General features: G+C 66.8%; 23 protein-coding genes. 11 read left to right on the top strand and 12 right to left on the bottom strand.

All coding sequences use genetic code 11. The features are described 5' to 3' along the window. Positions 1–105: 105 nt before the first annotated feature. The 3 genes from ACODTJ_RS22030 to ACODTJ_RS22020 all read right to left on the bottom strand — a co-directional run bounded on the left by ACODTJ_RS22030 (position 106) and on the right by ACODTJ_RS22020 (position 1,286). The gene (locus ACODTJ_RS22030) at positions 106–321 is read right to left on the bottom strand and encodes a DUF1059 domain-containing protein (protein WP_488850061.1); all 216 of its coding nucleotides are present in this window, start codon (positions 319–321) and stop codon (positions 106–108) included. A 272-nt stretch (positions 322–593) separates the two neighbouring features. Continuing rightward, positions 594–1,031, bottom strand: coding sequence for an EamA family transporter (locus ACODTJ_RS22025; protein ID WP_454656388.1), 438 nt, complete (start codon positions 1,029–1,031; stop codon positions 594–596). A gap of 102 nt (positions 1,032–1,133) precedes the next feature. Further along, on the bottom strand, positions 1,134–1,286 hold the full coding sequence (locus ACODTJ_RS22020; protein WP_454656387.1) for a hypothetical protein: 153 nt from the start codon (positions 1,284–1,286) through the stop codon (positions 1,134–1,136). Between the two features lie 201 nt (positions 1,287–1,487). Between ACODTJ_RS22020 and ACODTJ_RS22015 the strand changes: the two genes are divergently transcribed. Beyond that, positions 1,488–1,730: a hypothetical protein gene (locus ACODTJ_RS22015; RefSeq protein WP_454656386.1), complete on the top strand. Its 243-nt coding sequence runs from the start codon at positions 1,488–1,490 to the stop codon at positions 1,728–1,730. A 95-nt stretch (positions 1,731–1,825) separates the two neighbouring features. Here the strand turns inward: ACODTJ_RS22015 and ACODTJ_RS22010 are convergent, their stop codons facing one another. Further along, entirely contained in the window at positions 1,826–2,446 is a 621-nt protein-coding gene (locus ACODTJ_RS22010; protein WP_454656385.1) for a Spy/CpxP family protein refolding chaperone, read from the bottom strand. A 175-nt stretch (positions 2,447–2,621) separates the two neighbouring features. Between ACODTJ_RS22010 and ACODTJ_RS22005 the strand changes: the two genes are divergently transcribed. The 6 genes from ACODTJ_RS22005 to ACODTJ_RS21980 all read left to right on the top strand — a co-directional run bounded on the left by ACODTJ_RS22005 (position 2,622) and on the right by ACODTJ_RS21980 (position 8,361). Further along, entirely contained in the window at positions 2,622–3,620 is a 999-nt protein-coding gene (locus ACODTJ_RS22005; protein ID WP_454656384.1) for a P1 family peptidase, read from the top strand. A gap of 118 nt (positions 3,621–3,738) precedes the next feature. Further along, a complete protein-coding gene (locus tag ACODTJ_RS22000) occupies positions 3,739–4,053 on the top strand; it encodes a hypothetical protein (RefSeq protein WP_454656383.1) in 315 nt (104 codons plus the stop codon). Continuing rightward, entirely contained in the window at positions 4,050–5,510 is a 1,461-nt protein-coding gene (locus tag ACODTJ_RS21995; protein WP_454656382.1) for a methyl-accepting chemotaxis protein, read from the top strand. Before ACODTJ_RS22000 ends, ACODTJ_RS21995 begins: the two co-directional genes overlap by 4 nt. Before the next feature lie 43 nt (positions 5,511–5,553). After that, positions 5,554–6,342, top strand: a complete 789-nt coding sequence (locus ACODTJ_RS21990) for an ATP12 family chaperone protein (RefSeq protein WP_454656381.1) — start codon at positions 5,554–5,556, stop codon at positions 6,340–6,342. A gap of 5 nt (positions 6,343–6,347) precedes the next feature. Next, positions 6,348–6,734, top strand: a complete 387-nt coding sequence (locus ACODTJ_RS21985; protein ID WP_454656380.1) for a DUF1801 domain-containing protein — start codon at positions 6,348–6,350, stop codon at positions 6,732–6,734. A gap of 97 nt (positions 6,735–6,831) precedes the next feature. Further along, positions 6,832–8,361 (top strand): acyl-CoA carboxylase subunit beta, encoded by a 1,530-nt coding sequence (locus tag ACODTJ_RS21980; protein WP_336814338.1) that lies wholly within the window; start codon positions 6,832–6,834, stop codon positions 8,359–8,361. A gap of 9 nt (positions 8,362–8,370) precedes the next feature. Here ACODTJ_RS21980 and fabF read toward each other — a convergent pair whose 3' ends face one another. The 6 genes from fabF to ACODTJ_RS21950 form a co-directional block, all read right to left on the bottom strand. Further along, positions 8,371–9,636: a beta-ketoacyl-ACP synthase II gene (gene fabF, locus ACODTJ_RS21975; RefSeq protein WP_454656379.1), complete on the bottom strand. Its 1,266-nt coding sequence runs from the start codon at positions 9,634–9,636 to the stop codon at positions 8,371–8,373. 9 nt (positions 9,637–9,645) lie between these two features. Continuing rightward, the gene (locus ACODTJ_RS21970) at positions 9,646–10,161 is read right to left on the bottom strand and encodes a winged helix-turn-helix transcriptional regulator (protein ID WP_454656378.1); all 516 of its coding nucleotides are present in this window, start codon (positions 10,159–10,161) and stop codon (positions 9,646–9,648) included. A 72-nt stretch (positions 10,162–10,233) separates the two neighbouring features. Then, positions 10,234–11,376, bottom strand: coding sequence for an ABC transporter permease (locus ACODTJ_RS21965; RefSeq protein WP_454656377.1), 1,143 nt, complete (start codon positions 11,374–11,376; stop codon positions 10,234–10,236). Then, positions 11,373–12,266, bottom strand: a complete 894-nt coding sequence (locus ACODTJ_RS21960) for an ABC transporter ATP-binding protein (protein WP_454658974.1) — start codon at positions 12,264–12,266, stop codon at positions 11,373–11,375. The genes ACODTJ_RS21965 and ACODTJ_RS21960 overlap by 4 nt, the downstream gene beginning before the upstream one ends. A gap of 29 nt (positions 12,267–12,295) precedes the next feature. Then, positions 12,296–13,255: an HlyD family secretion protein gene (locus tag ACODTJ_RS21955; protein ID WP_454656376.1), complete on the bottom strand. Its 960-nt coding sequence runs from the start codon at positions 13,253–13,255 to the stop codon at positions 12,296–12,298. Next, positions 13,252–13,914, bottom strand: a complete 663-nt coding sequence (locus ACODTJ_RS21950; protein ID WP_454656375.1) for a CerR family C-terminal domain-containing protein — start codon at positions 13,912–13,914, stop codon at positions 13,252–13,254. Before ACODTJ_RS21950 ends, ACODTJ_RS21955 begins: the two co-directional genes overlap by 4 nt. Before the next feature lie 388 nt (positions 13,915–14,302). Between ACODTJ_RS21950 and ACODTJ_RS21945 the strand changes: the two genes are divergently transcribed. From ACODTJ_RS21945 to ACODTJ_RS21930, 4 genes are all read left to right on the top strand, one after another. Then, positions 14,303–15,676 carry an MBOAT family O-acyltransferase gene (locus ACODTJ_RS21945; RefSeq protein WP_488850054.1) on the top strand — a complete coding sequence of 458 codons (1,374 nt, stop codon included), beginning with the start codon at positions 14,303–14,305 and terminating at the stop codon, positions 15,674–15,676. After that, entirely contained in the window at positions 15,651–16,673 is a 1,023-nt protein-coding gene (locus ACODTJ_RS21940) for a hypothetical protein (RefSeq protein ID WP_454656374.1), read from the top strand. The genes ACODTJ_RS21945 and ACODTJ_RS21940 overlap by 26 nt, the downstream gene beginning before the upstream one ends. A 180-nt stretch (positions 16,674–16,853) precedes the next feature. Beyond that, complete coding sequence (dksA, locus tag ACODTJ_RS21935) at positions 16,854–17,276, top strand: RNA polymerase-binding protein DksA (RefSeq protein WP_454656373.1); 423 nt, start codon at positions 16,854–16,856, stop codon at positions 17,274–17,276. A gap of 130 nt (positions 17,277–17,406) precedes the next feature. Continuing rightward, a complete protein-coding gene (locus ACODTJ_RS21930) occupies positions 17,407–17,799 on the top strand; it encodes a GFA family protein (RefSeq protein ID WP_454656372.1) in 393 nt (130 codons plus the stop codon). Positions 17,800–17,845: 46 nt separating this feature from the next. Here ACODTJ_RS21930 and ACODTJ_RS21925 read toward each other — a convergent pair whose 3' ends face one another. Together ACODTJ_RS21925 and ACODTJ_RS21920 are read right to left on the bottom strand one after the other, a co-directional pair. Continuing rightward, positions 17,846–19,078: an HlyD family secretion protein gene (locus ACODTJ_RS21925; protein ID WP_454656371.1), complete on the bottom strand. Its 1,233-nt coding sequence runs from the start codon at positions 19,076–19,078 to the stop codon at positions 17,846–17,848. Continuing rightward, complete coding sequence (locus ACODTJ_RS21920; RefSeq protein ID WP_454656370.1) at positions 19,071–19,526, bottom strand: hypothetical protein; 456 nt, start codon at positions 19,524–19,526, stop codon at positions 19,071–19,073. Before ACODTJ_RS21920 ends, ACODTJ_RS21925 begins: the two co-directional genes overlap by 8 nt. Between the last annotated feature and the right edge of the window lie 376 nt (positions 19,527–19,902).

Below are 19,902 nucleotides of genomic sequence, written 5' to 3'. Positions count from 1 at the left end.
TTTTGGGGGAGGGCGAGATTTCGCCCTCCCCCTTCGCATTTTCCGCCCTTGCTTCGGGCACACACCCGCCCCGAGATGCTGCGTGCCTCGCAGGCAATCGCTCGATCATGCAGCGCGTTCGGGCGCCCTCTCGGACGGCATGCCGTCCTTGATGATGGTCCTGAGTTGGCCGCGTAGCTCGGGCGTATCCTGATGCTTGTGCACGGCGACGGCATGCTGCACCGCCACCTCCAGAAGCTCGTCTTCAGTATCGGCGCTGATCGCGATTGAGCACTTCATCTCACTCGGAAATGCCCGGCAATCGATGAACTTGCGTCCCATGGCATCCTCCCTTGGGAAACGGCAAACTCTCCACGATATCAGCTCAAGGCTGCGCAATTCACCATACGCTTCTGCCGCGCCCATCGCAAAAAGATACAGCTGCAAGCGAGCCGCTCTGATCAGGAAACAGCCGCCGGTCCTCGAGCAACCTGCCTGGCTTTCCTAAGCTTCACGAATGACGATGAAGGCGACGATCGCGCTCTGGCCGGGAATCCCGATACTGAAGCCCGAGGATGCCCGGACATCTGCAATCAGGAGCCAAGAGAACCACCCTACCCCCTGTAGGCCACCAACACGGCACCGGCAGCGATGAGCGCCACGCCGAGCCAGTTGGGGAGAGCCAGGCGTTCACCCAGGAAGATCACGCCGAACAGGGCAACCAGCACGACGCTCATCTTGTCGATGGGCGCCACCCGTGCCGCATCGCCCAGCTTCAACGCCCGAAAGTAGCAAATCCACGAAGCGCCCGTGGCGAGGCCTGACAGCACGAGGAAGACGGCCGAACGCCTCGACACGGAGCCGAGGCTCTGCCAACCACCCGTCGCCGACAGAATGGCCGCAAGCGCCAGAAGGATGACGATCGTTCGGATGAAGGTGGCGAAGTCGGAGCCGACATTCTCGATCCCGATCTTGGCGAAGATCGCGGTGAGGGCCGCGAAGAAGGCCGACAGCAAGGCCCATAGCTGCCAAGACGTGGCCAGTTGCTTCATGCCCGCGGTCCTTGTCCGACGTCCCGCTACGGGTCTCCGGCCATAGAAAGGGATCGGCCGCAAACCACCCTTCTGCTTGCTCCTCGACGAGCTGCAATCCACTCAGAGATGCGAGCCGACCTCATGCCGGAAGAAGTAGCAGCCGACGCCAATGCAGCCGATCAGGATCGACAGCGCGTAGGGCCCGAACAGGCAGACGATGAACACGGAACCGATGAAGGCCCGCATCGCCCAGCATGACCATGTCTGCTTCATGGCTCACCTTTCGCATCGCAATCACTGACAAAGCGTAAATAGCGAGCCGTGAATCCAAGCTGAACAGATATGGTAAACACCTGAATTCGCAATGAAATCCGTACGTTAGGAATTTTGTCGAAAGCAGGGCGGCACTGCTCCTCTCCCGTATCTCCCGGCCGCGCGGTAGCGTAGCGTCACCGTCCCGGAGAGGAGATTCGCATGAAAAGACTTCTGCTGACCGCACTCGCAGTCTGCTGCATGGCGGGCGCCGCCCAAGCGCAAAGCTGCAACCTTCAGGCCTCGGACAAGAAACTGGCAGGCGCGGCGAAGACGAGCTTCCTGACCAAATGCGAGAAGGACGCCGGCGCCGCCTGCGACAAGCAGGCCGCCGACAGGAAGCTGGCCGGCGCCGCCAAGAACAGCTTCACCAAGAAATGCGTCTCGGACGCGGTCGGCACCTGAAGCCAGGCGCCCGCAAGCCAGATGCGAGGAGCCGCGCCCGGATCCGGACGCGGCTCTCTTCAGTCATAATTCTGAAAACGGATTGAGGCCGGGCCTCACTCGTCGTTCTGGTCGTCGCGGTCGCGCCATTGCCTGCGCCCGCCGCGGTCTCCGCGCTCGCCTCGGTCGTCATCATGCCAGCCGCCGCGCCCGCCACGCATCTCGCGGAAGCGCTCGCGCCCTTCCGCCATCGCCTCGCGCACCGAACGGCGCAGTACCGTCTTCTGCTCGTCGCTGAGTGTCGCCCAGAGCGGGCGCACCGCGTCGGCGAGTTCCTTGGAACGGGCCGCGCGCTCGCCCTGCTGGTTGGCGGTGGCGTCGAGCCGCTCCATCAGGTCGGCATGGCGCAGCGTCTCGCGCCGCTCGCGCATCGCGTTCCAGCGCTCACCGCGGTTGGCGCTGCGCTGCTTGATCAGCCCCTCTACCTTGTCGAACAGGGCCGTCTGCTCGGGCCTAAGCTTGAGATCGGCGCGCACCTTCGACAAGCGCTCGTCGAGCCGCGCCTTGGCGCGCTCTGCCCGGCGTTCGCGCCACTCGTCGCGGCGCTGCTCGCGGCTTTCCGTCCTTTCCTGCTTCTGGTCTCCACCGGCGGGCGGAACCGGCTGCGGCTGCGCCAGGGCGAAGCTGCCGGCGAGCATCGCGATCGACGATGCGGCGATGAGGGTAATAGGTTTCACGGGCAATCTCCCTTGGAGCAGTCCAGTCGAAGCGTCGCGCAGCGGGTCTCGAAGCCGATTGGCGATGGCATCAGCCTGATCTCGTCGGTCTGACCCGGCAATGGCCAGCGCATGAAAAGATCGTAATGTAGCCACAACGCCTTCGACGCGTTTCGGTTCGCCATCGGGTTCCTCCATGAAAAATCTCATCACCGATGTGCGCGGCCTGCTCGTCGGCCAGGCCCATGACGCTGCAGCAGCGACCGGCGTCACCGCCGCGATCTTCGAGCGCCCGACCATCGCCTCGGCCGCTGTGCTCGGCGGTGCGCCCGGCACCCGCGACACGTCCCTGCTCGACCCCGAGATGACCGTCGAGCATGTCGACGCCATCGTGCTCTCCGGCGGCTCGGCCTGGGGGCTCGGCGCCGCCGACGGCGTGATGCGCTGGCTGGCACAGGAAGGGCGCGGCTTCCCGGTCGGCGCATTCCGCGTGCCGATCGTCCCGCAGGCGATCCTGTTCGACCTGATGAATGGCGGCGAGAAGCCCTGGGCCCGCGGCGAAGGCGAGACGCCCTATGCGCGCTTGGGCGCCGAGGCTGCCGCTGCGGCTTCCGCCCATTTCGCGCTCGGCACCGCCGGCGCAGGTTTCGGCGCGACCACGGCGACCTTGAAAGGCGGTCTCGGCTCGGCCAGCGCGCGTGCCGCGACGGGACAGATCGTCGGCGCGCTCGTCGCGGTCAATGCCGTCGGCAGCGCCACGATCGGCGATGGCCCGCATTTCTGGTCGGCGCCCTATGAGCGCGACGGAGAGTTCGGCGCCCTCGGCTGGCCCGCGACGATCACCCCCCACGACACCGCTCTGCGCTTCAAGGGCGGCACCGGTCAGAACACCACGATCGCCCTCGTCGCGACCGATGCCGTGCTGACCAAGCCGCAGGCCCGGCGCCTCGCGCTCGCCGCGCATGATGGCCTCGCCCGCGCCTTGCGCCCCGCCCATGCCCCGCTCGACGGCGACATCGTTTTCGCGGCAGCGACCGGCTATAGCGGCGCCCCCTCGGATGCCTTCGCGCTGACCGAGCTTTGCTCCGCCGCCGCAGACGTGCTGGCCCGCGCCGTGGCGCGCGGCGTCCATGCCGCCACGGCCCTGCCCTTCCCCGGCTCAAAGCCCGCCTGGCAGGATCGCTTCAAATCCTGAACCGGGGTCAGTGCATTCCCCACAGTAAGTGAAACAATTTACCAAGCATAAAGCCGGCCTCCGTAACCTGCCCGTCTAGGTTTCCGTCTGACGACCGGACAACCGGTGGGGGGGGTCCATGCGCGAGATCGGCTTCGGCCTGATCTGCGGTATCGCGATGGCGATTGCCGCGCTCCTGATTGCAGCCTGGCCCGTGCCAGGCCGGCCGATCGCAGCCCTTTTTCCGGCGGGAACCGCATCAGCCGATATCGCGCAAGCCGTTTCCAGCGCGAACGGCAGTCTCATCCAGATCGATTCCGCCTCCTCCATCGCCTTCACCATGGGCGAGCGCGATGGCTTCGTCTCATCCCTCTACGGCGCAGGAGCCTGGCTCGTCATCGACGCGGCCTTCGCCAGGCTTTGCACCGGGAGTCCCGCAGGGAGTGGCCGATGAACGCCGTCACACGTTTTCGTGAGCGCTTCTCCCGTTTCCTGATCGCGATCCTCTGGGCCAATGCCGGCGTGCTGGCGGTCGGGACACCAGCCGCCGCTCCGCTGCACAGCCCCGCGCTCGGGCTGGCAGGCATCGCGCTGGCAGCGCTCGGAACAATGATCTGGCGCATCGACCGCACCGGCTGGGTGACCCGCGAGGTTTCCAGCATCGTGACCATGGGCCAGGTCATGCTGCTGGTCTATGCCTTCGCCGGGCATCCCTATCAGTCCGACATGCACATGTATTTTTTCGCCATGCTGGCGGTGCTCACCGGCTGGCTGGACTGGCGCATCTTCGTTCCGGCGACCACCGCCATCGTTCTGCATCACCTCGCCTTCAGCCTGATCATGCCGGGCGCCGTCTTTCTCAACGGCAACCAGATCGACCGGGTGCTGCTGCACGGCCTGATCGCGGCCGTTCAGTCGATCGCGCTGAGCTGGCTGGTCTGGTCGCTGCGCCAATCGCTCGAAGTCTCGGAGCGCGAACGCCACGAGGCCGATGCCGCTCGCGCGGCCGCCGACGAGGCGCGGCGCGACCTCGCCGAAACCATGGAAAGAGGAGCCCTCGTCCGTCGCCAGGTCCTGCATGCCGTCGCCGATGACTTCGAGCGCGAGATCGCCGGTATCGCCCGCGACGTCATCGCCTCCGTGCAATCCCTGCGCGTCGCCTCGCAGCAGATGAAGACGGGCGCGGTCGAGGTGTCCGAGCGTTCCACCGCAGCCTCGCAATCCTCGCGCCAGACGTCGTCCAATGTCGTCGCCGCCACGCAAGGCACTGCGGAGCTGGCGCAGTCCTTCGCCGAGGTCGACCGCCAGGTCGCGGAAACCACGCGGGTCGTCGGCGAGACGACGCGGCAAGCCCGCGCCGTGCTCGACACCGTCGGCGAATTGTCGCGCAAGGCCGGCCAGATCGGAGACATCACCGACGCGATCTCGACCATCGCCAAGCACACCAACCTGCTGGCGCTGAACGCCTCGATCGAGGCCGCCCGTCTCGGCCAGTCCGGCGGCGGCTTCACCATCGTCGCCCAGGAGATCAAGTCGCTCGCCAACCAGACCTGGCGCGCGACCGAGGAGATCCAGAGCCAGATCGGCGCCATCCGCGACTCCAGCTCCGAGGCGATCGGCGCGATCGACGCCATGAACACGACGGTCGGCTCGCTCAACCAGATCTCCGGCAATGTCGCGACCGTGGTCGAGCAGCAGAACGCCGCCGCCGCCAACATCGCCCAGATCATCCGGCGCGCCGCCGATGAGACCGTCTTCGCAGCCGGGCATATCGACATCGTCTGCCGCATCGCCGCGGAAACCGACGAGGCCGCCAGCCATGTCGCCGAATCCGCCGACAAGCTCTCGCGCCAATCGGTGCATCTCGATACGGAGGTCGCCCAGTTCCTCGGCCGGATCCGCGCCGCCTGAGCCTCCCGTTTCGCGCCGAGCGCGAATGCGCTATGGCGGGGCCATGTCCACCGATGATTTCCTCGCCCGCTTCGGCTCCCCCGGCTCACGCCAGCCCGACCCTGTCGCCGCCGCCCAGCAGGCGATGCGCAACCCGCTTCCCGCCCGCTTCTACAAGGAAGCCAGCGTTCTGGAGCGGGACGGCCTCTTTCATGTCGCCCTCGACGGCAAGACGGCGCGGACCCCGGCCCGCAAGCCGCTCGCGGTCAGCTCGCACCCTGTTGCGGAAGCCCTCGCGGCTGAATGGCAGGCGCAGGGCGAACGCATCGATCCCGCCCGGATGCCACTGACCCGGCTCGTCAACTCGGCGCTCGACGGCGTCGAGGACCAGCAGGAGGCCGTGCGCGCCGAGATCGTCCGCTATGCCGGCTCCGATGCGCTCTGCTACCGCGCCGGCGAGCCCGAGCCGCTTGTCGAGCGGCAGAATCAGGTCTGGCAGCCGATCCTCGGCGATATCGAGGCGTTGATCGGCGCCCGCTTCCTGCTGGCGGAAGGCATCGTCTTCGCCGAGCAGCCAAAAGAGACGCTCGCCGCCGTCGCCCGCCACGTCGCGAAAATCCCCGCCCCGCTCGCTCTCGCCGGCGCCCATAACGTCATGACGCTGACCGGCTCGGCCATCCTGACGCTGGCGCTGGCGAACGGACGCGTCGATCCTGACGCCACCTGGGACGCCGCCCATCTCGACGAGGACTACCAGATCGGCATCTGGGGACAGGATGAGGAAGCGGCGGAGCGCCGCGTCATCCGCCGCCGCGAGTTCGATGCGGCCGTGCTCTTGCTGCTGAAAGGCTAGGCGCGATGAAAATGGGGCCGGCGGCGACATCTCCCGATGCTTACGTCGAAGCCCTCTCCGGCTGGCAGCGCGCCCTCGTCGAGCAATTGCGGCGGGATGTCCGCGCCGCCGCCCCGCTCGACGAGCGGATCAAATGGACCCATCTCGTCTATTTTTCGAACGGCCCGCTCCTGCTGATCCGCGCCGAGGACAAGCGCGTCCTGTTCGGTTTCTGGCGCGGCAAGCGCCTGCGCGAGATCGCGCCGCGCTTGAAGGCCGGCGGCAAATACGAACTGGCGACCTGGGAATTGCGCGAGGGCGACAGCGTCGACCCCGCGCTGGTGACGAAGCTGGTTCAGGAAGCCGTCCGCCTGAACGCCCAGCTCGGGGATCCCGCCGCGCGTTCCGCATGATTGCGGTTCCCGCTTCAGCAAACGTCGTAATGGACTCATGCGCGATGGGCGCTTAAGCCGGCTTTGAGACGCGATTTCCGGCCGGGAGCCTGCCGCCATGAAGGACATCCTCGAACAGCTCGAAACCCGCCGGGAGGGCGCCCGCAAGGGCGGCGGCGAGCGCCGCATCGAGGCGCAGCACAAGCGCGGCAAGCTGACGGCGCGCGAGCGCATCGAGCTCCTGCTCGACAAGGACTCCTTCGAGGAGTTCGACATGTTCGTGCAGCACCGCGCTGTCGATTTCGGCATGGACAAGGCCGAGAAGATCCCCGGCGACGGCGTCGTCACCGGCTGGGGCACGGTCAATGGCCGCACCGTCTTCGTCTTCTCCAAGGACTTCACCGTCTTCGGCGGCTCGCTCTCCGAGACCCACGCCCAAAAGATCATCAAGATCCAGGACATGGCGCTGAAGATGCGCGCGCCCATCGTCGGCCTGTTCGATGCCGGCGGCGCCCGCATCCAGGAGGGCGTCGCGGCGCTCGGCGGCTATGGCGAGGTCTTCAAGCGGAATGTGCAGGCTTCGGGCGTGATCCCGCAGATCTCGGTGATCATGGGCCCCTGCGCCGGCGGCGACGTCTACTCGCCGGCGATGACCGATTTCATCTTCATGGTCCGCGACACCTCCTACATGTTCGTGACCGGTCCGGAGGTGGTGAAGACCGTCACCAACGAGACCGTGACCTCCGAAGAGCTCGGCGGCGCCAAGGTCCACACCTCCAAGTCTTCCGTCGCCGATGGCTCCTTCGAGAACGATGTCGAGGCGCTCTTGCAGGTGCGCCGCCTGCTCGACTTCCTGCCCGCCAACAACACGGCCGGCGTGCCGGAATGGCCGTCCTTCGACGTGCCTGACCGCGTCGACATGAGCCTCGATACGCTCGTGCCGGACAATCCGAACAAGCCTTACGACATCAAAGAGCTGATCCTGAAGACGGTCGACGAGGGCGACTTCTTCGAGATCCAGGCGGCCTACGCCGGCAACATCGTCACCGGCTTCGGCCGGATCGAGGGCCGCACCGTCGGCATCGTCGCGAACCAGCCGATGGTGCTGGCCGGCGTGCTCGACTCCGACGCCTCGCGCAAGGCCGCCCGCTTCGTGCGCTATTGCGACGCCTTCGAGATCCCGATCGTCTCGCTGGTCGACGTCCCCGGCTTCCTGCCCGGCACGGCGCAGGAATATGGCGGCCTGATCAAGCACGGCGCCAAGCTGCTCTTCGCCTATTCGGAATGCACCGTGCCGCTGGTCACGATCATCACGCGCAAGGCCTTCGGCGGCGCCTATGACGTGATGGCGTCCAAGCATATCGGCGCCGACGTCAACTATGCCTGGCCGACCGCGCAGATCGCGGTGATGGGCGCGAAGGGCGCGGTCGAGATCATCTTCCGTGGCGGCGACGCCGAGACCATCGCGCGCCAGACCAAGGAATACGAGGACCGCTTCATGTCCCCCTTCGTCGCGGCCGAGCGCGGCTATATCGACGAGGTGATCATGCCGCACTCGACGCGTCGCCGCATCGCCCGCGCGCTCGCCATGCTCAGGACCAAGAGCGTCGAGCGGCCGTGGCGCAAGCACGACAACATCCCGCTCTGAGCGGGTAACTTACGGCCAGCGCCTGAACACGGCGCTGGCATTCACTCCGCCGAAGCCGAAGCCGTTCGAGATGGCGTGCTCCATCGCGAGCGGCCGCGCGGTCTTCGCCACAAGATCGAGCCCGGCCGCGGCCTCGTCCGGGTTTTCGAGATTGAGCGTCGGCGGCGCGATCTGGTCGCGCAGCGCCAGGATCGTGAAGATCGCCTCCAGCCCGCCAGCCGCGCCGAGCAGATGGCCGGTCGCCGATTTCGTCGCGCTGATCGCGATGCCGCCCTCATCGCCGAACACCGTCTTGATCGCAGCGAGCTCACCGCGATCGCCGACCGGGGTCGAGGTCGAATGAGCGTTGAGATGGGCGACATCGGCCGGACGGAGACCCGCCTGTCTCAGCGCGGTCTCCATGGCGCGCCGCGCGCCTGAACCATCCTCGGGGCCGGAGGTGATGTGATAGGCATCGGCGCTGGTGCCGTAGCCGGTGAGTTCCGCCAGGATCGTAGCGCCGCGCGCCTGCGCGTGCTCCAGCGCCTCGATTACCAGCAGGCCGGCGCCCTCGCCCATGACGAATCCGTCGCGGTCCCGATCGAAGGGGCGTGAGGCCTTCTCAGGCTCGTCGTTGAAGCCGGTCGAGAGCGCACGCGCCGCCGCGAAGCCGCCAAGCGCGACGAGATCGACGCAGGCCTCGGTGCCGCCGCAGAGCGCGATATCGACCTCGCCCGTCCGGATCATGCGCGCCGCATCGCCGATCGCCTGCACGCCGGCCGCACAGGCCGTCACGGGCGCACCGATCGGCCCCTTGAAGCCGTGTTCGATCGAGACATGGCCGGCGGCGAGGTTGACGAGGAAGGACGGGATCGTGAAAGGCGAAAGCCGCCGCGCCCCGCGCTGGTCGGTGATCCGCACGGCCTCGGCAATCGCCGGGAAGCCGCCGATGCCGGAGGCGATCACCGTCGCGGTGCGCTCACGCTCGGCCTCGCTCTGCGGCTGCCAACCGGCCTGCTCCAGCGCCTCCTTGGCGGCGACCAGCGCGAACTGGATGAAGCGGTCCATCTTGCGCTGGTCCTTCGGCGCGATCACCGCATCGGGATCGAAGCCGCCCTCCGCATCCTCGGCCTTGGACGGCACGATGCCCGCGACCTTGGCCGGCAGCGTCTCGACAATCGCATCCGGCAGGCGGCGCAGGCCGGACCACCCTGCGAGCAGACGCTGCCAGGCGATCTCGGTTCCGCAGCCGAGCGGCGAGACCGCGCCCATTCCGGTGACGACGATACGGCGCATGGAAAGCTCCTATGTGCGAGTGTCCGGCGCAGCCGCATCCCGCGCCGCCACGATGGCGAGGCGTTGCAGCATGCCGGGACTGGCCTGTGGGCCGGCGATGACGGTGACGTTGTCAGGATTCACGGGCTGCAAGCTCTGCGCATCGGCATAGGCCGGGACGACCGCCCGCCCGCTCTCGCGATCGGCGAGCAGCAGGGCCTGCCCTTCCGGCGCGAGATGCCGGTTGCCGAAGGCGACCAGCGCCGCGACCACCGGGAAGAAGTCCCGGCCCTTCTGCGTCAGCACATATTCGTAGCGCTTCGGCCGCTCGCTATAGAGCCGCCGCTCGAACAGCCCGGCCTCGGTGAGGTGCTTGAGCCGCCGCGCCAGCATATTCGGCGCGATGCCGAGGCTGCGCTGGAACTCGTCGAAACGGGTGAAGCCCTGCAGCGCATCGCGCAGGATCAGGATGCTCCACCACTCGCCCACCGCCTCGACGGCGCGGGCGCAGGGACATTCGGCGAGCGGGATGAGCCGGGGCTGCATGCGCCCCAGCTAATGCAATGACTATCATTTTGCAAGTCACAGTCGCGGACTGCATACCCGCGGCAGCTCGCTTCAGTCCAGCGTGCTTCTGAACCGCATCAGCGCGAGCCCCGCATAAACCGGCACGAACAGGCTGAGATAGATCACCTCGTCGCCGATATCGCTTAAGTCCGCGCCCTTCAGCATGATCGCCCGGATGATCCGCAGGAAATGCGTCAGCGGGAACAGCTCGCCCAGCGTCTGCGCCCAGCCCGGCATGCCGGCGAAGGGGAACATGAAGCCCGACAGCATCAGCGAGGGCAGGAAGAAGAAGAAGGTGAGCTGCATCGCCTGGAGCTGCGTGCGCGCCACCGTCGAGATCGTGTAGCCGAGCAGCACCAGCGCCAGCACGAAGATCAGCACGCAGGTGAGCAGCAACCCGAGCCCGCCGAGGAAGGGCACGGCGAAGAGCAGCTTCGCCGCCCCCAGCACGATCACGACCTGCACGGCACCGACGGCAAGATAGGGCAGCACCTTGCCGAGCATGATCTCGCCCGCCGTCGCCGGCATGGCGAGCAGGTTCTCCATGGTGCCGCGCTCGATCTCGCGGGTCAGCGCCATCGCTGTCATCATCACCATGGTCATCTGCAGGATGACACCGAGCAGGCCGGGCACGATGTTGTACTGGGTGATGTTCTCCGGGTTGTAGCGCCGGTGCACGATGAAGGAGAGGGTATCGCCCCCGCCACCGGCCGGATCGGTCACCGGCTCGCGCCCCTGCGCCCGCAGCAACGCCCGGCTCGCGATGGTGCCGAGCGCCGAGACAGCACCGCTCGCCGCCGCCGGATCGGTTGCATCGGCCTCGACCAGGATGCGCGGCCTGTCCGCCCGCTCGACGCGGGCGCCGAAATCGCTGGGAATGGTGACGAGGAAGGAGATTTCCCCCTTCGCCATCAGGCTTTCGGCCTCGGCCGCGCTCTGCGGGCGCTCGCCGAAGCGGTAATAGTTCGACACTTCCAACGCCGAGACCACCGCGCGGGTATAGCGATCCTGCCCGAGCGCGAGGATCGCCGCCGGCAGGCCGCGCGGATCGTTGTTGATAGCGTAGCCGAAGAGCAGGAGCTGGACGATCGGCACCGCCAGCATCATCGCGAAAGTGATGCGGTCGCGCCGCATCTGCACGAACTCCTTGGCCAGCATCGCGCCGAGCCGGCGGGGCGAGAACAGGCCGATCATGCCGCCCTCTCCTGTGCGCCGGTCATGAACTTGATGAAGACGTCCTCGAGGCTGGTCTCGCCGGGCTCGACCTTGATGCCGGCCTCGCGCCGGACTGGCTCCAGCGCCGCCTCCAGCTTGCCTCGGTCGGTGCCCACGACATGCAGCGTCGCACCGAAGGGCGCGACCTGCTCGACGCCATCCGCCGCCTCCAGCGCCCGGATTTGGGCGGGCTTCAGCGCGCCATGCACGACATAGGTCACGAGACCGGAGCCTTTCACGACCTCCTCGACCGTCCCCGTCGCCAGCATGCGGCCATAAGCGATGTAGCCGATGCGATGGCAGCGCTCGGCCTCGTCCATGTAATGGGTCGAGACCAGCACGGTCAGCCCGTCCCCGGCGAGGCGATGGATCTCGTCCCAGAACTCGCGCCGCGCCTTGGGATCGACGCCAGCTGTCGGCTCGTCGAGCAACAGCAGCTTCGGCTGATGCATGATGCAGGCGGCGAGCGCCAGCCGCTGCTTCCAGCCGCCCGAGAGCGTGCCGGCAAGCTGGTCCTTGCGCGAGGTCAGGCCGAGCCCATCCAGCGTCTTCGTCACCGCCTCGTCTACGGGATCGAGCTCGTAGAGCCGCGCCACGAAGGTCAGGTTCTCGGCGATGGTCAGATCCTCGTAGAAGGAGAAGCGCTGCGTCATGTAGCCGACCTGGCGCTTGATCGCGGCGCTCTGCGTGCGGACATCGAGCCCGAGCACCGTACCCTCTCCGGCATCGGGCCTGAGCAAGCCGCAGATCATCCGGATCGTCGTGGTCTTGCCCGAGCCATTGGGACCGAGGAAGCCGACGATCTCGCCGGTCGCCACCGCGAGATCGACATCGTCGACCACCGTGCGCTTGCCGAAGCGCTTGGTCATCCCGCGGACATCGATGGCGAGCGAGGCGCTCACCGCTGCCCCCTGAGCGTGACGTCGACGATCTGGCCGGGCTGCAAGGCCGATTGCGGGCCGCCATCCGGCCGCGCCTCGACCAGATAGACCAGCTTCTGGCGCGTCTGCGCCGAATAGATCACCGGCGGCGTGAATTCCGGCTCCGGCGAGACATAGGTCACGGTCGCGGTCAGCCCGGGCGCGCAGCCGTCGCAACGGACATCGAGCTTCATGCCGGTGGTCACGCCCGAGATTCGCACCTCCGGCACATAGAGCATCAGCTTGGCGGCGCCGTCCGGCAGCATCAGCAGCACCGGCGCGCTCGGTCCGGCGAGTTCGCCGACCCGGCGCAGCACGTCGCTAACCCGCCCGGCCGAAGGCGCCACGAGCTGGCGCTGCGACAGACGCCAGCGCGCCTGCGCCAGCGCAGCCTTGGCCTGCTCGACCGCGTTCTCGCTCGCCTTGATCTCGTCCGGTCGCGCCGGCAAGCGCGCGACATCGAGATTGGCGGCGTTCTGGCGCACGCTCGCGGCAGCGACATCGCGCGCCGTTTCCGCCTGGTCGAAATCGGCCTGGGTCGAGACGCCGCGCCGGAGCAGGTCCTGCCGGCGCTCCAGAGCCCGCTCGGCCTCGCGCTGTTGCGCCTTGGCCGAGGCGAGATTGGCCTCGATCACCGCGATCTCTTCGGGTCGCCGGCCGAGCTTCAGGTTGTTCAATTGCGCCTGCGCCTGCACCAGCCGCGCCTCGCTTTCCCGAACAGCATTCTCAGCATCCGTCGTTTCGAGCCCGGCGACGACCTTGCCGGCTTCGACACGGTCGCCCCTGCGGATGTCGATATGCTCGATCCGGGCTGTATCGATCGGGCCCAGCCGAACGTATTCGCCCTCGACATAGCCGGCGATCCGGACCGTATCGCCGCCGCAGGCGGAGAAGCTGCCGGCGATCAGCGCGAAGGAACAGAGAAAGCCGAGGATCATGACCTGTTCTCCCGCATGCCGGCGATGCTGGCGCGGACATTGGCGCGGATGACGCCGGCGATCGCTTCGCTCTGTTCTTGGTCGATCGTGGTCCAGCCCATCCGCCGCATCACGGCCGGCCGGGCGAGCCGGAAATAGAGCACCTGCCCGATCGTTGCGAAGACGGCGAGCCTGGTGTCCTGCGCCTCGGCCTCCATGCCGGTCGCCGCCGCCCAGAGCCGGCAGACCTGGCCATGGACCGGGCCGACGAGCCCCTCATAGAGCGTCTCGAAGGCCGAGGTCGGCTCCATCATCTCGCGCAGGACGAAGCGGGCGATCGTCTCGCTCTCCTGCGCCTGCGTCGCGAAGGCCGTGACGCGTCCAACGATGCCGAGTAGCAGCTCGACCGCCGCCTCCGGCGCCAGCCCGTCGAGCGGCGGCATCGCCGCAGCGGCGCCGAAGACCCGCTGCTTCATCGTCGCGACCACGGCCTCGGCGCAGGCCTGGCGGAGCCCGTCCTTGCCGCCGAAATGATAGGCGATGCCGGCGCTGTTGACGCCCGCCACCTGGGCGATCTGGCGGATCGAGCTCGCCTCGAACCCGTGCCGCCCGAACAGGTCGAGCCCGGCCCGGATCAGCGCCTCGCGCGTTCCCGCATCGTTGTCTGAAATGGCTTTCATGCCATCCCGATAGCATCGCCAACTCTTTCAATCAATCGATTGATTTAATCCAAATCGAAAGGCTTGCAATAGCTCCGCCCTCCTTCCGACAAACGCGCGGTCATCCCGGGCGACCGCAGGGAGACCCGGGATCCATGCCTGAACCTCTCCCGAAAGCGCTCCGGAATGGATCCCGGATCTCCGCTTCGCTGCGTCCGGGATGACCAGCACCGGAGGTCCAGACTAACCCCCAGGCACCCACGCACCTTCGACCGCCAGACCCTCAGCTCTCAGGATGAGCGCTGAAGGGCAGATGCCCACCTTCTCCATCACGCCGCCCCCCCCCGACATGACTCGCAACCCATAATGGTCTAAGGCGGCAGCCATCCTTTGATCCGCTCCCCGCCCGATGCTCTTCAACTCCTTCGTCTTCCTGCTTGCCTTCCTGCCGCTGGCGCTCGCCCTTCACTGGGCGGCGGAGCGCTTTGCGCCGGGCTGGCGACTGCCGGTTCTGGTGGTGCTGTCCTTCGCCTTCTACGGCTACTGGGACTGGCGCTTCCTGCCGCTGCTGGCGCTCTCGATCGCGCTGAACTGGCTGATCGCCGAAGCCTTCCAGAAGACGAAGTCGGGAGCGCTGATCACGCTCGCGATCGTCCTGAACCTCGCCGTCCTTGCGGTCTTCAAGTACTTTAACTTCTTCGCCGATCTCGCTGGAATGATTCCCGGATTGCCGGCGCCGAAATTCGACATCGCGCTGCCGCTCGGCGTCTCCTTCTTCACCTTCCATCACATCATGTACCTGACCGATCTGCGGCGTGGTCAGGCCCCGCGCTACGATCTCCTTCGCTACGCGCTCTACATCGCCTTCTTCCCGCAGGTGCTCGCCGGCCCGCTGGTGCGCTGGCGCGAGATCATGCACCAGCTCGACGAGCGGCCCTATCAGCGCCCGGATGCGGCCGAGCGGATCGCGCGCGGCCTGATGCTGCTGACCTTCGGCCTCGCCAAGAAGGTGCTGATCGGCGATCCCCTCGCCGAATATGCCAATCCGGTCTTCGCGGCGGCCGCCGCCGGCAAGGTCGTCAGCATGGCGGAAGCCTGGCAGGCGACGCTCGCCTTCACCTTCCAGATCTATTTCGACTTCTCCGGCTATACCGACATGGCGCTGGGTCTGGCTTTGCTCTTCGGCGTCGTGCTGCCGCAGAATTTCGAGGCGCCCTATCGCTCACTCTCGATCCAGGACTTCTGGCGCCGCTGGCACATGACGCTATCGCGCTTCCTGCGCGACTATCTCTACATCCCGCTCGGCGGCTCGCGCAGCGGCCTGCCGACGCAGATCTGGGCTCTGTTCGCGACCATGGCGCTGGGCGGCCTCTGGCACGGCGCTGGCCTCACCTTCGTCGCCTGGGGCGTGGCGCACGGGCTGGCGCTGATCCTCGCCCTGTTCTGGCGCCGCGCCGGCCTGCCGATGCCGGCGGCGCTCGGCTGGCTCCTGACCTTCCTGTTCGTGGCTTTGTGCTGGGTGCTCTTCCGGGCGACGAATTTCCAGGCCGCGCTCGCGATCTACAAGGGCCTGTTCGGCTTCGGACCGATCGGCACCGGCTTCAAATGGCGCGCCCTGCTGCCGGCCGCCGCCTTCGCCATCATCGGCCCCACCGCCTGGAACCTCGTGCACAAGCTGCCGCCGGCCCGCTGGCTCGCGATCCTGTGCGGGCTCCTGTTCGTCATCATCCTGCTGAAGATCGGCGAAGACGCCAATTATGAGTTCATCTACTTCCAGTTCTGAGCAGGCCGCTCGGGCGGCGAAGTGGACGGGCTTCACCGGCGCCTTCCTGGGGGCGGCGGCGCTGATCGCGGTCGCCTTTCTGACAGCCGCCTTCCTGATCGACCCCTATGATTCCGGCCGCTCGCCGCTGAAGCTCAAGCAGGGCGTGCGTCCGCAAGGGCCGCGCACGGCGCTGGCCAGCCGCGGCCGCGATCCGAATTTCACCGGCGCCATCTTCGGCAATTCGCATATCCAGTTGATCTCGCCGGAGGAGCTGCGCGCCAGGACCGGCATCCCCTTCGTCTCGCTGATCGCGCCCGCGACGCAGCCGCGGGAGGTCTTCGCGACGATCGACTGGTTCCTGCGCCATCACCGAAAGACGCCGCCGAAGGCGATCGTGGTCGGCATCGACAATTACTGGTGCACGGCGAACCCGGCCCTGCCGAACGAAAAGCCCTTCCCCTTCTGGCTGCTGAGCCGCAACTTCTCCGATTATGTCGGCGGGCTGATGCGCTTCGACCTGCTGGAGGAATTGCCCCGCCGCGTCAGCTACCTGACCTCGCGCAAGGCCGAGCGCGCCCGTCCGGACGGCTATTGGGACTACGAATCGGGCTATGGCGTGCAGGGTTACGGCACCAATCCCGAGATCATCGCCCGGCTGGAAAAGCCAATCGAGGCCGGCGGCGGCAATGTCGACGGCCCCTTCCCGGCGGCGACGGGGCTTGAAGAGCTGATGAGAACGGCACCGGCCGAGACCGCGCTGATCCTCCTGCGCCCGCCGGTCTATGTCACCGCCTTGTCGAAGCCCGGCACGCGCGACGCTGCAGCCGACGCGGCCTGCCGCAAGGCCTTCGCCGATCTGGCGGCCCGGCGCCCGCGCACCGCACTGGTCGACTGGAGGGTCGACAGGCCTGAATTGCGCGATTCCAGCCTCTTCTTCGACCATAGTCACTATCGCCAGCCGATTTCCCGATTGGTTGAAGCTGATATTGCCGAAGCCATCCGCAAGTTGAATTGACGCAAAACGAGCCAATTTCGCCGAGAATCGGCACGAAATCGCGCATTTTCACGAAGCCGTTGAAGCCCTGTCGGAAGCGATTGTTCCGATTGAAACGGATCGCTATAAGGGCGCCAAATCGGCTCCCCTCCCGCGGCACAGCCGATGGGTGCGTGAGTCGACAAACGAGAGAGCGCGCCCATGTCGAAGCAGATCATCCTCGAGGCGGATTACAAACCGAGCGATGACGAGCCGTTCATGAACGACCGTCAACGCGAGTATTTCCGCGGCAAGCTCCTCGCCTGGAAGGACGAGATCCTGCGGGAGGCCAAGGAGACCCTGGTCACCTTGCAGAAGGAGAGCGAGAATCACCCGGACATCGCCGACCGGGCCTCCTCCGAAACCGATCGCGCCATCGAGCTTCGCGCCCGCGACCGGCAGCGCAAGCTGATCGCCAAGATCGACGCGGCGGTCGCCCGCATCGATGACGGCTCCTACGGCTATTGCGAGGAGACCGGCGAGCCGATCTCGCTGAAGCGGCTGGAAGCCCGCCCGATCGCGACCCTCTCGCTGGAGGCGCAGGAGCGCCACGAACGCAACGAGCGCGTCTTCCGCGACGATTAAGCGGACATACTCGCCTCGTCTTTTGGAAGGGCCCCGCGCTGGGAGGCGCGGGGCCTTTTTGCATGAACGCGCCGCCATTTTGGCGATACGCTTTCGCCGGTGATGGCGTCCGAACGGGAGGAGGCACAGCATGGACCGTTTCACGGGCGGATGCCGGTGCGGCAATCTTCGTATCGCGGCGTCGGGACGTCCCTATCGCATCGGCATCTGCCATTGCCTGGATTGTCGTAAGCACCACGGCGCCCTCTTCCACGCCTCGGCGATCTTCCCGCAGGACGCGGTGACAATCGAGGGCGATGCCCGCGACTATGACGGGCGCTTCTTCTGCCCCCGCTGCGGCTCGACGGTCTTCGGACGCAGCGGCGACGAGGTCGAGATCAATCTTGGCTCGCTGGATGCGACGGACCAGCTGGTACCGACCTACGAGCTCTGGACGATCCGCCGCGAATCCTGGTTGCCGCCGTTCCCACTGAGGAAGCGATACGAGCGCAACCGCGACTCCACCAGCCGCTCCGAGGAATAACGCCTCGAAGCGATGCTGAACTGCGCGCGCCGGCCCCCTCCCGCCCTCAGTGCCCGCCGAAGACGAGAGACTGGACCGGCAGCACCAGCGCCTGGATGCGCAGCAGGATGGCATGGACCACCCCGGTCGCATCGACGGCGTGGAGCGCGATGCGGCGCATCGTGCCGGTTTCCTTCGCCGCGATGATGTCGTGGTTGCTGGTATAGGCGTTGGCGATGCAGCTGCTGCCGGGCGTCACGCCGTCGAGCCCGCCCTGATGGAGCGGTTCCAGCGTGGTGAGGATGGAGCCGGGCCGGACCACCTGCTGCGCATCGATGAGTTGCTCGCCGCTCCGGACCTGACCAGCGGCGATGAAGTCCTGCACGCCCGTCACCACCATCGGGATGACCACCCAGGGCTTGGAGATGCAGGTGACCTCGGCGACCATGCCGACCTTCATCACCTGCGCCTCGATCTGGTTGAACCCGGCCACGAGCCGCCCCCGTCCCGCCTCTTCCGGGATGACGATTCCTGCGGGGCGCATGAACGGGTTGACGATATCGCCGACCCGCAGCGTGAATTGCTCCACCCGCCCGGCAAACCCCGCCCGCACCACCGTCTTCTGCAATTCGGCCTCGGCCTGTGCAAGCGCGGCCTCGGCGCTGGAACGCTGGGCGGGAAGCAGCGTCGCGATCCTGGTCTGCTCGGCATCCCTCGCGGCCGTCACCGACAGCAGCGCGGCCTCGCGTCCCGCCACGAGGTTCTCGAGCCGTTCGATTTCGCGAGCGGCGACCACGGCATCATTGCGCCGCTGCAATTCTGTCTTGGTCCGCAACTCGTCGAGGGCCTGTTGCAGGGAGCTCTTCGCCTCCTGAATCTTGCCTTCATCGGCGAGGATATCCGCTTTCGCGACCACGAGAGCGGCGTCCGCCTCGGCGATCTTGCGGCGCGCCGCCTCGACGGCCGAGGCCTGTGTCTTGTTGTCCAGCGAGAAGAGCAGATCGCCCTTGGCGACCGCCTGGCTGACCCCGACATGCACCTCGGCGACGCGGCCATTGACCTCCGGGACGATCGGCACCGTCCGGAAGAAGACCGTCGCGCTCGTCGTCGACGGATGATAGTAGAAGATCACGGTGATCAGGGCGACCGTCAGCATGACGCAGGTCACGATGCCCCAGCGCAATTCGAACCAGACCGAAAAGAGCGTGATCTCTCGGCCGAAGCGTTTGCCCTGACCGTACCGGCGAAAGAGATAGTCGGGAAAGATCGTGAAGAGCGCGCAGATGAGAAGCTCAAGCATGACCCTTCTCCTGGCTCTCGACGACAGCGGCCTGCGGGCTCTCCGGTGGCCCCGCGACAGCCGCCTCCGCTGCTAGCGCGCCCGTTTCCTCGCTTTCGACCGGGGGCTTGCCGGCGATGGTCTCCAGGGCCCTCGCCATCCGGCCGAACGTCCCGGAAAAATCAGGAAAATCGATCAGGGCGAGCAGGAGTCCGGCCACCCAGAACAGGTGGATATGCGTGAACAGCGCAAGCAGTCCGAGCACCGCCACGATCTCGAACTGAAGCTTGTGCGTCTTGTGCGCCATGCGCTCGGGCAAGGTATGCAGCCGCAGGAAGAGCAGGCCGACGCCCAGCACCGCTCCGACAAGAAGGATGCCCGCCAGCACCAACAGGACGTCGGTTTCGCCGGGGGCGGTGATGAAGGGTGGGAGCGCATGCGGAGCGGCGGGGTGAACGGCTGCCGTCATGACGGAACTCCTCTCGCGCGAGGCATAACCGAAACAGCTACTGGACTCGGCCAAAGACTTGTTGCGGCAGCAGATCCGTCGTCATCACAGCCTAACGATACCCAAAGGTCAACTCGCCTGGCGATGTCGTTGCCGGCCTCAGGAAGAGCGGCGCGCTGGAACGCGGATATCCACGCGAGCGGCGCCTTTTTGGGAACAATGGAAAGCCCCGCGTCGGGAGAACGCGGGGCTTCTGGCCGCCAGCTTTAAAAGCTTGGGGAGCGTGGCGGGCGACCGGGATGGTGGCGGCTCGGGAGAGACCGCCATCCGTCCGGCGCGGAGACAAGGGGGAGCGTTCCGCGCCGTCCGGGATTCGGTGGAGGCCGTCCGTTCGTCC

It is taken from the genome of Allobosea sp. FG18 (assembly GCF_057809495.1).
Note: the sequence above shows the minus strand (reverse complement) of the source record. Positions and strands in the feature narration are given on the sequence as shown.

Bases quoted from the DNA above. Each gene is read 5' to 3' on its own strand.
- ACODTJ_RS21980 (WP_336814338.1), top strand. From the start codon at position 6,832: ATGAAGGACATCCTCGAACAGCTCGAAACCCGCCGGGAGGGCGCCCGC.
- ACODTJ_RS21925 (WP_454656371.1), bottom strand. From the start codon at position 19,078: ATGCTTGAGCTTCTCATCTGCGCGCTCTTCACGATCTTTCCCGACTAT.
- ACODTJ_RS21945 (WP_488850054.1), top strand. From the start codon at position 14,303: ATGCTCTTCAACTCCTTCGTCTTCCTGCTTGCCTTCCTGCCGCTGGCG.
- ACODTJ_RS21955 (WP_454656376.1), bottom strand. From the start codon at position 13,255: ATGATCCTCGGCTTTCTCTGTTCCTTCGCGCTGATCGCCGGCAGCTTC.
- ACODTJ_RS21950 (WP_454656375.1), bottom strand. From the start codon at position 13,914: ATGAAAGCCATTTCAGACAACGATGCGGGAACGCGCGAGGCGCTGATC.
- ACODTJ_RS21920 (WP_454656370.1), bottom strand. From the start codon at position 19,526: ATGACGGCAGCCGTTCACCCCGCCGCTCCGCATGCGCTCCCACCCTTC.
- ACODTJ_RS21965 (WP_454656377.1), bottom strand. From the start codon at position 11,376: ATGATCGGCCTGTTCTCGCCCCGCCGGCTCGGCGCGATGCTGGCCAAG.
- ACODTJ_RS21960 (WP_454658974.1), bottom strand. From the start codon at position 12,266: ATGACCAAGCGCTTCGGCAAGCGCACGGTGGTCGACGATGTCGATCTC.
- ACODTJ_RS21995 (WP_454656382.1), top strand. From the start codon at position 4,050: ATGAACGCCGTCACACGTTTTCGTGAGCGCTTCTCCCGTTTCCTGATC.
- ACODTJ_RS21990 (WP_454656381.1), top strand. From the start codon at position 5,554: ATGTCCACCGATGATTTCCTCGCCCGCTTCGGCTCCCCCGGCTCACGC.
- ACODTJ_RS21970 (WP_454656378.1), bottom strand. From the start codon at position 10,161: ATGCAGCCCCGGCTCATCCCGCTCGCCGAATGTCCCTGCGCCCGCGCC.
- ACODTJ_RS21940 (WP_454656374.1), top strand. From the start codon at position 15,651: ATGAGTTCATCTACTTCCAGTTCTGAGCAGGCCGCTCGGGCGGCGAAG.
- dksA (WP_454656373.1), top strand. From the start codon at position 16,854: ATGTCGAAGCAGATCATCCTCGAGGCGGATTACAAACCGAGCGATGAC.
- ACODTJ_RS22020 (WP_454656387.1), bottom strand. From the start codon at position 1,286: ATGAAGCAGACATGGTCATGCTGGGCGATGCGGGCCTTCATCGGTTCC.
- ACODTJ_RS21985 (WP_454656380.1), top strand. From the start codon at position 6,348: ATGAAAATGGGGCCGGCGGCGACATCTCCCGATGCTTACGTCGAAGCC.
- ACODTJ_RS22015 (WP_454656386.1), top strand. From the start codon at position 1,488: ATGAAAAGACTTCTGCTGACCGCACTCGCAGTCTGCTGCATGGCGGGC.
- ACODTJ_RS21930 (WP_454656372.1), top strand. From the start codon at position 17,407: ATGGACCGTTTCACGGGCGGATGCCGGTGCGGCAATCTTCGTATCGCG.
- ACODTJ_RS22000 (WP_454656383.1), top strand. From the start codon at position 3,739: ATGCGCGAGATCGGCTTCGGCCTGATCTGCGGTATCGCGATGGCGATT.
- ACODTJ_RS22025 (WP_454656388.1), bottom strand. From the start codon at position 1,031: ATGAAGCAACTGGCCACGTCTTGGCAGCTATGGGCCTTGCTGTCGGCC.
- fabF (WP_454656379.1), bottom strand. From the start codon at position 9,636: ATGCGCCGTATCGTCGTCACCGGAATGGGCGCGGTCTCGCCGCTCGGC.
- ACODTJ_RS22005 (WP_454656384.1), top strand. From the start codon at position 2,622: ATGAAAAATCTCATCACCGATGTGCGCGGCCTGCTCGTCGGCCAGGCC.
- ACODTJ_RS22030 (WP_488850061.1), bottom strand. From the start codon at position 321: ATGGGACGCAAGTTCATCGATTGCCGGGCATTTCCGAGTGAGATGAAG.